The 13,509-nt window shown below is 64.1% G+C and carries 13 protein-coding genes; 10 read left to right on the top strand and 3 right to left on the bottom strand.

Going from position 1 to position 13,509, the window contains the following annotated elements; all coding sequences use genetic code 11:
* Positions 1–193 precede the first annotated feature (193 nt).
* The 4 genes from murA to ACSKT0_RS16100 are packed head-to-tail and all read left to right on the top strand — an operon-like array spanning position 194 to position 4,540.
* Entirely contained in the window at positions 194–1,519 is a 1,326-nt protein-coding gene (gene murA, locus ACSKT0_RS16115; protein ID WP_437770692.1) for a UDP-N-acetylglucosamine 1-carboxyvinyltransferase, read from the top strand.
* A gap of 11 nt (positions 1,520–1,530) precedes the next feature.
* Positions 1,531–2,307: a lysophospholipid acyltransferase family protein gene (locus tag ACSKT0_RS16110; protein ID WP_437770691.1), complete on the top strand. Its 777-nt coding sequence runs from the start codon at positions 1,531–1,533 to the stop codon at positions 2,305–2,307.
* A complete protein-coding gene (locus ACSKT0_RS16105; protein ID WP_437770690.1) occupies positions 2,304–3,356 on the top strand; it encodes an NAD(P)H-dependent glycerol-3-phosphate dehydrogenase in 1,053 nt (350 codons plus the stop codon). Before ACSKT0_RS16110 ends, ACSKT0_RS16105 begins: the two co-directional genes overlap by 4 nt.
* A gap of 17 nt (positions 3,357–3,373) precedes the next feature.
* Positions 3,374–4,540 carry a D-alanine--D-alanine ligase family protein gene (locus tag ACSKT0_RS16100; protein WP_437774050.1) on the top strand — a complete coding sequence of 389 codons (1,167 nt, stop codon included), beginning with the start codon at positions 3,374–3,376 and terminating at the stop codon, positions 4,538–4,540.
* A 54-nt stretch (positions 4,541–4,594) separates the two neighbouring features.
* On the opposite strand, the gene ACSKT0_RS16095 is transcribed toward ACSKT0_RS16100, so the two are convergent.
* Positions 4,595–5,110 carry a DUF3515 family protein gene (locus tag ACSKT0_RS16095; protein ID WP_437770689.1) on the bottom strand — a complete coding sequence of 172 codons (516 nt, stop codon included), beginning with the start codon at positions 5,108–5,110 and terminating at the stop codon, positions 4,595–4,597.
* Between the two features lie 97 nt (positions 5,111–5,207).
* On the opposite strand from ACSKT0_RS16095, the gene thiL reads away from it, so the two are divergent.
* Genes thiL through rsmD form a run of 4 tightly spaced genes read left to right on the top strand, consistent with a single transcriptional unit; the run spans position 5,208 to position 10,177 of the window.
* Positions 5,208–6,221 (top strand): thiamine-phosphate kinase, encoded by a 1,014-nt coding sequence (thiL, locus tag ACSKT0_RS16090; RefSeq protein ID WP_437770688.1) that lies wholly within the window; start codon positions 5,208–5,210, stop codon positions 6,219–6,221.
* 22 nt (positions 6,222–6,243) lie between these two features.
* Positions 6,244–7,290 carry a DAK2 domain-containing protein gene (locus ACSKT0_RS16085; protein WP_437774049.1) on the top strand — a complete coding sequence of 349 codons (1,047 nt, stop codon included), beginning with the start codon at positions 6,244–6,246 and terminating at the stop codon, positions 7,288–7,290.
* Entirely contained in the window at positions 7,280–9,559 is a 2,280-nt protein-coding gene (locus ACSKT0_RS16080; RefSeq protein WP_437770687.1) for an ATP-dependent DNA helicase RecG, read from the top strand. Before ACSKT0_RS16085 ends, ACSKT0_RS16080 begins: the two co-directional genes overlap by 11 nt.
* 51 nt (positions 9,560–9,610) lie before the next feature.
* Complete coding sequence (gene rsmD / locus ACSKT0_RS16075) at positions 9,611–10,177, top strand: 16S rRNA (guanine(966)-N(2))-methyltransferase RsmD (RefSeq protein WP_437770686.1); 567 nt, start codon at positions 9,611–9,613, stop codon at positions 10,175–10,177.
* Positions 10,178–10,197: 20 nt separating this feature from the next.
* Here rsmD and ACSKT0_RS16070 read toward each other — a convergent pair whose 3' ends face one another.
* On the bottom strand, positions 10,198–10,986 hold the full coding sequence (locus ACSKT0_RS16070; protein ID WP_437770685.1) for a spermidine synthase: 789 nt from the start codon (positions 10,984–10,986) through the stop codon (positions 10,198–10,200).
* A gap of 2 nt (positions 10,987–10,988) precedes the next feature.
* On the bottom strand, positions 10,989–12,218 hold the full coding sequence (locus ACSKT0_RS16065; RefSeq protein WP_437770684.1) for an aminotransferase class I/II-fold pyridoxal phosphate-dependent enzyme: 1,230 nt from the start codon (positions 12,216–12,218) through the stop codon (positions 10,989–10,991).
* Positions 12,219–12,323: 105 nt separating this feature from the next.
* Between ACSKT0_RS16065 and coaD the strand changes: the two genes are divergently transcribed.
* Both coaD and ACSKT0_RS16055 read left to right on the top strand, forming a co-directional pair.
* Entirely contained in the window at positions 12,324–12,809 is a 486-nt protein-coding gene (coaD, locus tag ACSKT0_RS16060) for a pantetheine-phosphate adenylyltransferase (protein WP_284984588.1), read from the top strand.
* A 146-nt stretch (positions 12,810–12,955) separates the two neighbouring features.
* Complete coding sequence (locus tag ACSKT0_RS16055; RefSeq protein ID WP_059387665.1) at positions 12,956–13,483, top strand: YceD family protein; 528 nt, start codon at positions 12,956–12,958, stop codon at positions 13,481–13,483.
* Positions 13,484–13,509 lie beyond the last annotated feature (26 nt).

Below are 13,509 nucleotides of genomic sequence, written 5' to 3'. Positions count from 1 at the left end.
ACGGCCCATGCCGGGCGGCAACATGGGCCGTAAGTGACCCCGCGTCGCTGAAATCCAGCCTTGGGGGCACAAGCAGCACCAGCAAACCCGCCTTCGCCACGCCCCTCCATTTCGAATCGGTAACGTCAGCTTTTATGCTTAGCTGGAGCCTTCGTAAGTGTGGGGGCATCAACTCGTGAGGAAACCGGTATAGATGAGTAGTGTTCTGACAATCCGCGGCGGCGTCCCTTTGACCGGCCGCGTCACCGTCAGAGGTGCCAAGAACCTTGTTCCCAAGGCCATGGTGGCTTCCCTCCTCGGCAACGAACCCTCGGTGCTGCGGAACGTCCCGGAAATCAAGGACGTAGAGGTAGTCACCAGCCTGTTGCAGCTCCATGGCGTGACTGTTCAGAAGGATCCCGTCACCGGTGATCTCACCCTGGATCCCAAGAACGCGAAGACCGCGTCCAGCACGGCGATCGACGCCCACGCCGGGGACTCCCGTATCCCGATCCTGCTGTGCGGTCCGTTGATCCACGCCATCGGCGAAGCGTTCATTCCCGATCTCGGCGGTTGCAAGATCGGCGACCGGCCGATCGATTACCACTTGAACGTCCTCCGCCAGTTTGGCGCCGTCGTCGAAAAGCGCCCGGGCGGCATCCACATCTCCGCTCCCAAGGGACTCCACGGCGCCAAGATCTCACTCCCGTACCCGTCGGTGGGAGCCACGGAGCAAGTCCTTCTGAGTGCCACACGGGCCGAGGGCATCACCGAACTGAGCGGTGCCGCTACCGAACCGGAAATCATCGACCTTATCGCCGTGCTGCAGAAGATGGGTGCCATCATCAGCGTCCAGACCGATCGCACCATCAGGATCGAGGGTGTTCGGGACCTGGGTGGCTACGACCACCGCGCACTGGCAGACCGCAATGAATCAGCGTCGTGGGCTTCGGCTGCCCTGGTGACCCGCGGAGACATCTTCGTGGAAGGTGCTTCCCAGCGGGACATGATGACTTTCCTCAACACCTACCGCAAGGTGGGCGGCGGCATGGATATCCGTGAGGACGGCATCCGTTTCTACCACCCCGGCGGAAAGCTGAGCCCGCTCGTCCTTGAAACCGATGTGCACCCGGGCTTCATGACCGATTGGCAACAGCCACTGGTGGTCGCCTTGACCCAGGCTGAGGGCGTGTCGATTGTCCACGAAACCGTGTACGAAAACCGCTTCGGCTTCACCGATGCACTGACCCGCATGGGCGCAACCATCCAGGTCCACCGCGAATGCCTTGGGAGCGTGCCATGCCGCTTCGGCCAGCGCAATTTCCTGCATTCCGCCGTCGTCTCGGGACCCACTCCGCTGAGGGGCACCGACATCGACATCCCTGATCTCCGTGGCGGATTCAGCCACCTTATTGCGGCGCTCGCCGCGAACGGCACGTCCAGGGTGACCGGGATCGACATCATCAACCGCGGCTACGAGCGCTTCACTGAAAAGCTCGCCGGGCTGGGCGCCGATTTCGACCTCACCGAATCCAAGTAACGGGGGACACCTTGAAGGAATCGGCCCAGAGCCGTGCCATGTTCGCTGTTCTTGCGGGAATTGCGCGACCGATCATGAACATCCTCATGGCGAAGAAGTGGGAGGGGACCGAAAAGCTCCCCGCGGGTGGCTTCATCGCTGCGCCGAACCACTGCACCGAGATCGACCCCATTGTCGTGGGGCACATGCTCTACAACATGAAGCGTCCACCGCATTTCCTCGCGAAAGCGGGCCTCTTCAAGGCCCCCGTCCTGGGTAGCCTGTTGCGCGCCGCGAACCAGATTCCTGTAGAGCGTTCGACGACGGGGGCGAACCGCTCGTTGCAAGCCGCCCAGGAAGTGGTGGATGCCGGTGGCGCGATCATCATCTATCCGGAGGGCACCCTGACCCGCGATCCGGATTTGTGGCCGATGAAGGGGCACACGGGAGCGGCGCGCCTGGCACTCCAGACCGGTGCTCCCGTGGTTCCCATTGCCCATTGGGGTGCCCAAGAGGTGTTCCCCCGGTACGCCAAGCGCCTGCATGTCTTCCCGCGGAAGACTTCCCGCATCTTGGTCGGCGATCCCGTGGATCTCAGTGCTTTCCAAGGCCGGCCGCTGGACCGAGCCACCCTGGTTGAGGCTACGGACGTCATCATGGACGCCATCACGGAGCTCCTTGCAACCTTGCGCGGGGAAGAACCGCCCAAGGAACGCTGGGACCCTGCCGCCCACAACCAGTCGAAGCACGGTCGCTTCCAAGCGACTGAAGGAACCACGGGCGCCGACGGCACGGACGGACAGAAGTGACCTCAGGGGTAGAACTAACAGGCGACAAAGGTGTTGTCGCCGTGCTTGGCGCCGGATCCTGGGGTACGACGTTCGCAAAGGTCCTGGCGGATGCCGCAATTGCCACCGGCGCGGAGCGCAGTATCCGCATTTGGGGCCGGCGGGATGAAGTGGTTGCGCAAATCAATGTGGAGCACCGCAACGTCCAGTACTTGAAGGACATAGAGCTGCCTGGTTCCATCACGGCGTCTACAGATGTGGCAGAGGTCCTCGCGGGTGCCGGAATCGTGATTTTGGCCGTGCCGGCGCAGTCGCTGCGGCTTCAACTGCGCAAATGGAAACCACTCGTTGCCCCGGGCGCCGTGGTCGTTTCCCTCATGAAGGGCCTCGAACTCGGTACGGATTCCCGCATGAGCCAGGTCATTTCCGAGGAACTCGACATTCCGCAGGAGCGGGTGGCCGTTGTTTCGGGGCCAAACCTGGCAATGGAGATCGCTCGCCAAGAACCGACGGCTTCCGTCGTGGCCTGCAGCGACGAAGCTACGGCTGCATCGTTCGCGCTGTATTGCACCGCACCGTACTTCCGCCCTTACACGAGCAATGACGTGGTCGGTGTCGAAATCGGGGGGATCGTGAAGAACGTGATCGCCTTGGCCGTCGGTATCTGCGAAGGCAAGCAAATGGGCGACAACACCAAGGCCTCAGTGATCACGCGGGGCCTCGCGGAGACCTCCCGACTGGCCCTTGCCTTGGGCGGCGAGGCCCGCACTATGGCAGGCCTTGCCGGGCTGGGTGACCTCGTGGCTACCTGCTCTTCGCCACTGTCCCGGAACCACACGGCGGGACGGTTGCTCGGCGAAGGTTTGACCCTGGACCAGGTCACCGAGCGTATGACGCAGACGGCGGAAGGCATTAAATCCGGGTACGCTGTCTACGAACTAGCCGGAAAACTCGGCGTCGACATGCCGATCACCGCGGCCGTGGTAGCCGTCCTCGAAGGCAAACTGTCCGTTGATGAACTTGGGCCCAGACTCCTGGCCCGCTCCCTGAAGTCCGAAGGCGATTACTGACTGTGACCGAAGAATCCCTGTCCGCCGGAACTGCCGCTCCTGCTGGAGCTGCCGAGTCCGCGAAGCCGGCCGAACACAGGCGGCCTCGCGTCGCCGTACTCTTTGGCGGCCGATCCAGCGAGCACGCCGTCAGTTGCGTGACGGCGGCCGGGGTCATGGGCGCTATCGACAAGAACAAGTACGACGTCGTCCCCATCGGGATAGCCAAGTCGGGGCAGTGGGTGATCCCTTCCGCTGACATCAGCCAGTGGTCGCTGAGCGCGTCGGCCCTGCCTGAGGTGCTGCCCTCCGGGAGGACCGTAACCCTCGCTGAGGTAGGTGGGGCCCACCAATTGATCGTCACGGCACCGAATGCGGTGCCTGAGGAACTGGGCTCCGTGGATGTCGTGTTTCCGCTCCTGCACGGCCCTTGGGGCGAGGATGGCACCATCCAGGGCCTCTTGGAGCTGTCCGACACCCGTTACGTGGGAGCCGGAGTCCTCGCATCCGCCGTCGGCATGGACAAGCATTTCATGAAGGTCGTTTTCGAAGCCGCCGGACTGACGGTGGGACCGTATGTCGCCGTCACTGACCGTGAATGGATCAACGACGCCGAAGCCGTGCGCAAGCGCGTGGACCGCCTCGGGTTCCCGGTTTTCGTGAAGCCCGCCCGCGCCGGTTCCTCGATGGGAATTTCCAAAGTCGACTCTATGGATGAGCTGGACGCAGCTATTGAAGAAGCACGGCGGCACGACCTCAAGCTGGTGATCGAGGCCGGCATTGTCGGCCGTGAGATCGAGTGCGCCGTCCTTGAAGGACGTGGCACGGCGGCTCCTCGAACCTCCATGCCGGGGGAAATCGCCGTCGCTCCCGGCGAACACGAATTCTACGACTTCAACGCCAAATATGTGGAGGACGGCGCCGCGGCCCTTAGCTGTCCCGCCGATATTCCGGACGAGGCCATTGCGCGCGTCCGCGAGCTCGCGGCGGCTGCGTTCGACGCTGTGGGTGCGGAAGGCCTGAGCCGCGTGGACTTCTTCTACACTCCGGACGGCGAACTCATCATCAACGAGATCAACACGATGCCCGGTTTCACACCGAAGAGCATGTATCCGCAAATGTGGGCGGCTTCCGGCCTGGGCTACGCCGAGTTGATCGACGAACTCATCTACCTGGCACTCAACCGGAAAACCGGCCTGCGCTGATAGCCGGCCCGGCTAATAACAGGCCTGCGCTAATAGCTGGCAGGGCGGCGCCGGCTACTTGCCAGGAGTAGTCGTGGGCAGGTTCTGCAGCAGCTCCGGCTGGCCGACGCACTTGCGGACGGCCTTGATTTTCGCCGCGGCGGGTGCCAGATCGGCAAGGACCGTGGCGGAGCTGATCTTGTTGGGGTCCATGAGGATTTCAGTTGCGGGCTCGCGCCCGTAGGTAGTCAGGGTCCATACCGGGTCGCCTTCCTTGATGACCCAGTCAACGTCGTTGACGGTGACGCAACGGTCCGTCGTGGGGCCGGGCACATTGACGCCGCACCGCAGAATCAACACAGACGGGTCGCCCCATGCCGCCGTAGCCTGGCTGTTGGTCTTCCGCAGGGCGGCGTCGCCGATGGTGTCCGGGAGCGACACCATCATGGGTGCGCAGGCAGCATTCGCGGCATCAGCGGCAGGCTTCACGTCGGCGACGGGAGAGCAGGCTGCAAGCGTAAGGACCGAAACCGCCGCGGCTGTCAAAGCACAGAAGGCGCGGACGTACACAGCGGCTTTCGTTTGTTGCATTGATCAAGCCTATCGCGGCTGCGGCAAACCGAGGATCGGGGCAACGGACGCGAAGGGACAGCCCATTGTTGTCGGCGGTTCGCGATAGCGTAGAGCTGTGTCCATAGAACAACAGACTGTCGGCGAGCTGTCCGAAGGCGAGCTCCTCGCGCGCATCTTTCCGCGCCTGAACCCCAGCAGCAGCGTGCTGCTCGGGCCGGGGGACGATGCCGCCATCGTCGCCGCGCCGGATGGCCGGACCCTCATTTCCATCGACACCCAGACCCAGGACCAGGACTTCCGCCTGGAATGGAACAACGGATACCGGACCACGGGGTATGACGTCGGCTGGAAATCGGCAGCGCAGAATCTCAGCGACATCAACGCGATGGGCGGTACCGCGGTGTCCCTCGTCGTCAGCTTGACCATGCCGCCCGACACTAGCGTCCAGTGGGTCGAGGACTTCGCGGACGGCCTGACGGCCGGCATTGTCGGCTTGGGGGCTGCCGACTGCTCGGTTGCCGGGGGAGACCTGGGCCGTGGCCGCGAAATAGCGGTGACGGTCGCCGTCGTCGGGACAATGCACGGGCTCCCTGCGGTCCTGCGCTCCGGGGCAAGTCCGGGAGACACCGTGGCCCTTGCCGGAACTGTTGGACGCGCCGCAGCCGGCCTGGCCCTGCTCGAAAGCACCATACCCGTAGGCGAGCTGAACGCTGCCCAGCGCGGACTCATGGATAGCCAGTGCCGGCCGCTGCCGCCTCTTACCGCAGGACCGCTGGGGGCGAAGGCAGGAGCCACGGCCATGATGGATGTCTCGGACGGGCTTTTGCGCGACGGCGCCCGTCTCGCCGAAGCCAGTGGCGTGGCACTCGACCTCGACCCCATCGCACTCAAGGCCCTCGCCACTGCCTTGGAAGCTGCATCGGCTCCTCTTGGCCGCGATCCCATGGACTGGATCCTGGGGGGCGGAGAGGACCACGGCCTGTTGGCGACATTTCCAGCGAATGTTCAGCTACCTTCCGGCTTCACTGCGATAGGCTCGATCCAGGCCGTTGCCGAAGGACAGCACAGCGGCGTCCGGATAGCGGGAATCCCCGCTGACACCGTGGGATGGGATCACTTTGCAGACTAAGATTGCCGCCAATACGCACGCCATGAAGCGGTGGCTGGGCAAAGCGGAGACGACGCTCGGGAACCACAGCGACCGGCTCAACGCCATCAACATCTTCCCGGTGGCAGATGGCGACACGGGCACCAACCTCTACCTCACAGTCCGCGCTGCTGCCGCGGCATTCGCCGATCGGTCCACCGCGGACGAACCGGTGAACGACGTCGGAGCCGTTCTGGCCACGGCAGGACGCGCGGCCATGGAGCAGGCCAGGGGTAACTCAGGAACACTCTTCGCTGTCTTCTTGTGCGCAATGGCCGAGCCGCTGGCCGGGCACACGCGCCTCAGCGCGCCCCTGCTCGCCGCCGCACTGAACCGGGCCCAGATCCGGGCTTGGTCTGCCTTGAGCGAGCCGGTACCGGGTACCATGCTCTCCGTTCTCGAAGCTGCCGCCAGGGCAGCGGGCGAATGCGATAGTGCCCACAACGGCGACGACAGCAACCAGGCGTTGGGCCTGGCCCTCGATGCCGCCGTCAATGCAGCGCTGGACGCAGTAGTGCTAACCGAGGACCAACTGGCCCCGCTGCATGCGGCCCATGTAGTGGACGCGGGTGGGGTGGGCATGTTGTTGATCCTGGATTGCCTCCGCTCGGCTGTGCTCGGCGAAGAACTCCAGGATGAACTCCTGGACGGGCTGCACGGCTATGACCTGCAGGATCCGCACATCCATGCGGGAATGCCCGACGACGACGGCGTCGAGGTCATGTGCACCATCAGCCTTTCACCGCTAGCCGCCGCCACGCTCCGTCAGCGGTTGGACGAACTCGGCGACTCCGTCATCATGAGCCAGGTGGGCAGCGCGAACCCGGTGGGCAGCCCGTCTGGACCGAATGATTCCGGGGACGACGACGATGACGATGAGGACTCGGCGGAAGCCAGCTACCGGTGGCGCGTGCATGTCCACGTTCCGGACGCTGAACCAGCTGTGGCAGTCATCCGCGCACTCGGCGAGCCCACCGACATCTCCATCAGCCAGCTCTCGATGCCGCGCGACCCAGGCCTTCCGGCAGGCCAGCACGGGCATGAATACTGAGCTTCACCTTCCCCTCGAGCGGAGGATCGGCAAACGGTCGGCGTCCGTCATCGAGAAGCACCTTGGCCTGGACACTGTCGGGGAGCTGCTTAACTACTTTCCCCGCCGCTACCTGAGCCGCGGGGAACTCACGCCCATCAGTAAACTGCCGCTGGATGAAGAGGCCACCCTCATTGCCAGGGTCCTGTCCAATTCCACCCGGCAAATGCGGGCAAGGCGCGGATCGTTGACGGACGTCGTGGTCACGGACGAGGCCAGCGGCGAGCAGATTCCCGGAACCTTGAAAATCAGTTTCTTCAACGGTTTCCGCGCCCGCAGTGAGCTTCAGCCGGGCCGCCGCGTGATGTTCTCCGGCAAGGTCAGCCGCTACGGTGGATCCTTGGGCATGACCAATCCGGACTTCATGCTGCTCGACGAGGACCCGGAGCTGGCCGGTTCCGTCGATCCGGAAAAGCTGGCGGCCATGCCCATTCCCGTGTATCCGGCCACCGCGAAGCTCACCAGTTGGTCCATCCACAAGGTCATCACCACGCTGCTGGACACGATCGACGTGGACAGCATCGAGGACCCGCTGCCTGCCGAAATTGCGTCCCGGGAGAAATTCCTGGGGGTAGGGGAAGCGTACCGGCTGATCCATTCGCCGGTAACGGCGGCGGATTGGCAGCGCGCCCGTGACCGGTTCCGCTACCAGGAAGCACTGGTTCTGCAGACTGCCCTGGCGCGGCGCCGGGCCCAGCTGGCTGCAGAAGAGGCCACCGCTCGTCGGCCCGTGCCTGAAGGGCTCCTTGCCGCCTTCGACCGGCGGCTGCCGTTCACGCTGACTGCCGGCCAGGCTGCCGTCGGAAAGACGCTATCCCACGAGCTGGCACAGGACTCGCCGATGAACCGCTTGCTGCAGGGCGAGGTTGGTTCCGGAAAAACGATCGTGGCCTTGAGGGCCATGCTGCAAGTGGTGGATGCCGGCGGGCAGGCCGCACTTCTCGCCCCCACGGAGGTCCTCGCGGCACAGCATTTCGATTCCATCCGGAGGACCCTGGGCCCGCTGGCCCGGGACGGTTTGTTCGGAGGCGCCGGGATGCTGGGCGGGGCCGGATTGTTGGGCACCGACCCCGGGAATGGCCCCGGGTCGGTCCAGGTCGCCTTGCTGACAGGCTCCATGCCGACGGCTGCCCGCAAGCAAGCCATGCTGGACGCGGCCTCGGGCAATGCCGGCATCGTGATCGGCACCCATGCGCTGCTGAGTGACAAAACCTCGTTCCAGGACCTCGGGCTGATCGTGGTGGACGAGCAGCACCGCTTTGGGGTGGAGCAGCGTGACGCCCTGCGTGCCAAGGCCAACCGGCCGCCCCACCTGCTGGTGATGACCGCTACTCCGATTCCACGCACTGTTGCCATGACCGTCTTCGGCGACCTCGAAACGTCCGTGCTGGACGAACTCCCTGCAGGCCGCGCGCCCATCTCCACCCACGTTGTCGGGCTCGCGGAAAACCCGGGGTGGGCGGCCAGGATCTGGAAACGCTCGCGGGAAGAGATCGACGCCGGCCACCAGGTGTACGTCGTGTGTCCCAAGATCGGAGACGACGACGACGGCGACTTCAGCCCGGGCGAAGCGGAACCAAGCGACGCCGAACTTTCGGAGGAGGGCCCCGCCCGCGAGCTCGCTTCGGTGAACGCCGTCGTCGAAACGCTCAGCCAGGAGCCTGCCCTGCGCGGTGTCCGGGTGGAGCCTCTCCACGGACGGCAGGATCCGGCACTCAAGTCCGAAACCATGGCCTCGTTCACCGCCAACCAGACCCAGCTGCTGGTGTCCACGACCGTGATCGAGGTGGGGGTGGATGTCCATAACGCCACGCTGATGGTGATCCTTGATGCTGACCGTTTCGGCATTTCGCAACTCCACCAGCTACGCGGGAGGGTGGGCCGAGGCGGCCTTCCAGGCACGTGCCTGCTGGTCACGACGCTCGAGCCCGGCCATCCGAGCCGCAGGCGCCTTGATGCCGTTGCGTCGACTACCGACGGCTTCGAACTTTCCCAGGAAGACCTCAAGCTGCGCCGCGAAGGCGATATCCTTGGCGCCTCGCAATCCGGTGGGCGCTCCACCCTGAAGCTGTTGCGCGTCCTGGAGCATGAGGACGTGATCGCCCGCGCCCGCACCGATGCCCAGCGGCTCGTCGCGGACGATCCCGGGCTGGACGGCCAACAGGCCCTGGCAGCCGCGATTGACGAATATCTGAACCCCGAAAAGGAGGCGTTCCTTGAACGCGGCTAAGGAATCCACGCTTGAACGCACGCCTGTGTGCTCCGTCCCGGGAATTGGCCTGTGAGCCGGATCATTGCCGGCGTGGTCGGCGGCAATCCGCTGGTCAGCGTCCCTGGAAACGCCACCAGGCCGACGACGGACCGCGTCAAGGAGGCGTTGTTCTCGCGGCTCGAGGCACTAGACGCCATCGACGATGCCCGGGTGCTGGATCTTTATGCGGGTTCTGGGTCCCTCGGCATCGAAAGTGCCAGCCGGGGCGCGCGCTCGGCCGAACTCGTGGAATCCGATGCACGCGCCTCCGAGGTCTGCCAGCGAAACGCCGACATGGCCAACCAGGTGCTGGGACGGAGGATTGTCTCCGTCACTCGTTCCAAAGTGGAGTCCTTCCTCGAACGCGCGGCGGATGACGTTCTCTGGGACCTTGTGTTCCTGGATCCGCCCTATCCCTTGGATGAGCCTTCCCTGAAGTCTGTCCTCGCCAAGCTCGCCTTCCACCTCGATGAAGGCGCCGTGGTCGTCGTCGAGCGTTCCTCACGGTCCCCGGAACCGGACTGGCCGGACACCCTCGAACGGTTTGCGGACAAGAAGTATGGCGAAACCAAGCTCTGGTTCGCCGAACCCGTCTAGCGCGAGCCCGAAAGGCGGGGCTAGCCCGATAGCCGGTCCAACTCCACTCCGCTCAGCACCGCCGCGGGGTGCGGCCCACGGGCCAGGAGTTCGGCCGTCCACTCGGCCGGCCACGGCCGGCGCGTCCCCGCCAGGATGATGTTGCCGGGGTACCGGCCGGCGAACATGCCGCTCTCGGCGAAGGCCGCGACGTCGGGCATCGCCCGTCGCATCGCGGCGGCCTGGCTGCGCACCAAGGTCAGGGCCGCTTCGTCCCCGACATTGACGATGAGCACCCCATCGGGCCGGAGCCGCGCCGCGGCCTCTTCATAGAACTCCCGGCAGGCGATATGTGCCGGAGCCTCGGGACCGGAGAAGATGTCCAGGATCACGACGTCGAACTTGAGTTCCGTGGGCAGTTCGGCGAGGGTTTCGCGTGCGTCGCCGATATGCGTCTCCAAGCGGGTGCCGTCCGGCATGGGCAACTTCTGCAGCACGAAGTCGAGCAATTCACGTTCGAGTTCGACGGCGTGTTGTTCCGAACCGGGCCTCGTCGCCCCGATGTAGCGGGCCAGGGTCAAGGCCCCCGCGCCGAGATGGAGGGCAGTAATGGCTTGCCCTCCTGGCGCGAGCAGATCCACTACATGGCCGATCCTGCGCAGGTACTCGTAGAAGATTTCCGTGGGCTCCGCGAGATTGACATGGGATTGCTCTGCGTCGCCGATGCGCAGGATGTAGGCTCCGTCAATCAGTGTGTCGGCCTCGATCGCGGCATGTTGGCCGGTGGCTCGCAGGAAGCGCCGTCCCTCGTGGTTTTGGCCGGCTGACACAGTCAGAGCTTGTCCCGCAGGGTGGCCAGCCTGGCGGCCGCTTCTTCCAGTACTTCGGTCTTCTTGCAGAACGCGAACCGGAGAAGGCTGCGCGTCCTTTCCGCCCCTTCCGGGTGGCAAAACACGGGGACGGGGATGGCCGCCACTCCTACGAGCTCCGGCAGTCGTCGGGCCAAGTCCACGGAGTCGTTGATGCCGAGGGGCGCAGTGTCGACGTTGATGAAGTATGTTCCCTGCGGCGTGTAGACGCCGAAGCCGGCGGCCCGCAGTCCCTCGGCCAGGGTGTCCCGCTTGTGCTGGAGAATGGACGCGATGCCGGTGTAGAACTCATCGGGAAGGGCAAGGCCTACCGCGATCGCACTTTGGAACGGGGTCCCGGAACTGTAGCTGAGGAATTGTTTGACCGTGCGGATCGCCGCCACAAGGTGCGCCGGTCCGCTGAGCCAGCCGATCTTCCAGCCGGTGAACGAGAACGTCTTGCCGGCCGAGGAAATCGTGACAGTTCGTTCGGCCGCTCCCGGGATGCCGGCGACCGGAAGGTGCTGCACACCGAAGGTGAGGTGCTCGTAGACTTCATCGCTGAGGATCAAGGCATCGTATTTCCGCGCGAGCTCGACGACTCGTTCCAGCACCTCGCGAGGGAAAACCGCGCCCGTGGGATTGTGCGGATTGTTGAGGAGCACAACCTTCGTGCGCTCGCTGAATGCCGATTCCATCGCGTCCACGTCCGGAAGGAAGTCCGGCGCCAGCAAGGGAGCGGTCACATGCCTGGCCCCGGCGAGTCCGATGATGGCGCCATAGGAGTCGTAGAAGGGCTCGAAGGTCAGGACCTCGTCGCCGGGTTCGATGAATGCGAGCAATGCGGCGGCGATGGCTTCAGTGGCCCCGGTGGTCACAATGACCTCGGTCTGCGGGTCCGGGGTCAGTCCGTAGAAGCGTTCCTGATGTGCGGCGATGGCCTCGCGAAGTTCGGGGATCCCTTTGCCTGGCGCGTACTGGTTGGCTCCCGCCGTGATGGCTGCCTGCGCTGCTGCCTTGATTTCCGCCGGCCCGTCCTCGTCAGGGAATCCTTGGCCCAGGTTGATGGCTCCGGTGGACATTGCCAGGGTGGTCATCTCTTCGAAGATGGTCACTCCGAGGCTGCCGTCGGCCGCGAGCAGGTTGGCGCCGCTTGCGGCACGTTGCCAAGGTGCGGCGGACGTGTTCTGGCTGGGAGAGGCCGGGCTCGTCACTGTGGGGATGCCTTCCTGGGTGCTGGCTTCCGGCTCGTCCGGCCCGCCGTTTCAGCCATGGTATCGCCATAGTGCCTGCGGCCCCGGATGCGGTAGGTTCGAACCATGAGACGCGCTGTGTGCCCTGGCTCCTTCGACCCCATCCACAACGGACATCTGGAAGTCATTGCGAGGGCCGCCGGCCTGTTCGATGAAGTCGTCGTCGCCGTGTCCACCAACTATGCGAAGAAGTACCGCTTCAGCCTGGAAGAACGCATGGACATGGCTAGGCAGACACTTGCTTCCTTGCGGGGCATCATCGTGGAGCCCATGGGCGAGGGATTGCTGGCCGAATACTGCAGGCACCGGGGAATTTCAGCGATCGTCAAGGGCCTGCGCTCGTCCTCGGATTTCGACTACGAACTTCCCATGGCCACCATGAACCGCCAATTGTCCGGCGTCGAGACTGTCTTTCTGCCGGCTGAGGCCCACTACCTCCATTTATCCTCCACGCTCATCAAGGAAATCTCCCTCTTGGGCGGCGATGTGTCCGATTTCGTGCCTAAATCGGTGCTCAAGCGGCTCCTCGCTGGCGGGTCGGCAGCGGAGTAGCTCCGCAACGGGTAAGCTGGATCGGTACCTCGGGCAGAACGCGTTGTAATTGACCCGGTTTGAGTCCGCTCACGCGTTCAGGCTAAGATGGTACGTCGGTCATATGTTCTACAGGAGTTCTCATTAAGCGAGATGCAAGTTCGCCCTTGACGCTGGACGTCAAGGACCTCGGACGTAGTCCAGGAAGCATGCGGACGCTCACGGAACATGTACCCGCGCCAAGTGACCTTGGCGTGGCACTCATTGGCGTTCAGGAAGGCTCGGATATCGAGCTCGACCTGAGGCTTGAGGCCGTACACGAAGGAATTCTGGTATCTGGAACCGTATTCGCTGAAGTCAAGGGCGAATGCGGACGATGCCTGGATCCCCTTGCGTATGACCTTGAGGTCAATGTGCAAGAACTTTTCTTCTATGAGGGCGTCGAGCTTTCGGACGAAGAAGACGATGAAGAGCAACGTCGAGTCGAGCACGATCTAATCGATCTTGAACCGGTGTTGCGGGACGCGGTTGTAACCATGCTGCCGTTCCAGCCGGTGTGCCGGGAAGACTGCCAGGGCCTCTGCTCAATATGCGGAGTGCGTCTGGAAGACGAGCCGGGGCACCACCACGAGGACCTGGATCCTCGCTGGGCTGCCCTAGCTGAACTGGCTAAGACCGACCGGCAAACTGATTAGTAAGTGCTGACTAAAAGAGAAATGAG

It is taken from the genome of Arthrobacter sp. KNU40 (genome assembly GCF_051515115.1).
Taxonomy (GTDB): domain Bacteria; phylum Actinomycetota; class Actinomycetes; order Actinomycetales; family Micrococcaceae; genus Arthrobacter.
This window is presented reverse-complemented; position numbering and strand designations above follow the sequence as displayed.

Bases quoted from the DNA above. Each gene is read 5' to 3' on its own strand.
- murA (WP_437770692.1), top strand. From the start codon at position 194: ATGAGTAGTGTTCTGACAATCCGCGGCGGCGTCCCTTTGACCGGCCGC.
- ACSKT0_RS16095 (WP_437770689.1), bottom strand. From the start codon at position 5,110: ATGCAACAAACGAAAGCCGCTGTGTACGTCCGCGCCTTCTGTGCTTTG.
- ACSKT0_RS16085 (WP_437774049.1), top strand. From the start codon at position 6,244: ATGAAGCGGTGGCTGGGCAAAGCGGAGACGACGCTCGGGAACCACAGC.
- ACSKT0_RS16080 (WP_437770687.1), top strand. From the start codon at position 7,280: ATGAATACTGAGCTTCACCTTCCCCTCGAGCGGAGGATCGGCAAACGG.
- coaD (WP_284984588.1), top strand. From the start codon at position 12,324: ATGAGACGCGCTGTGTGCCCTGGCTCCTTCGACCCCATCCACAACGGA.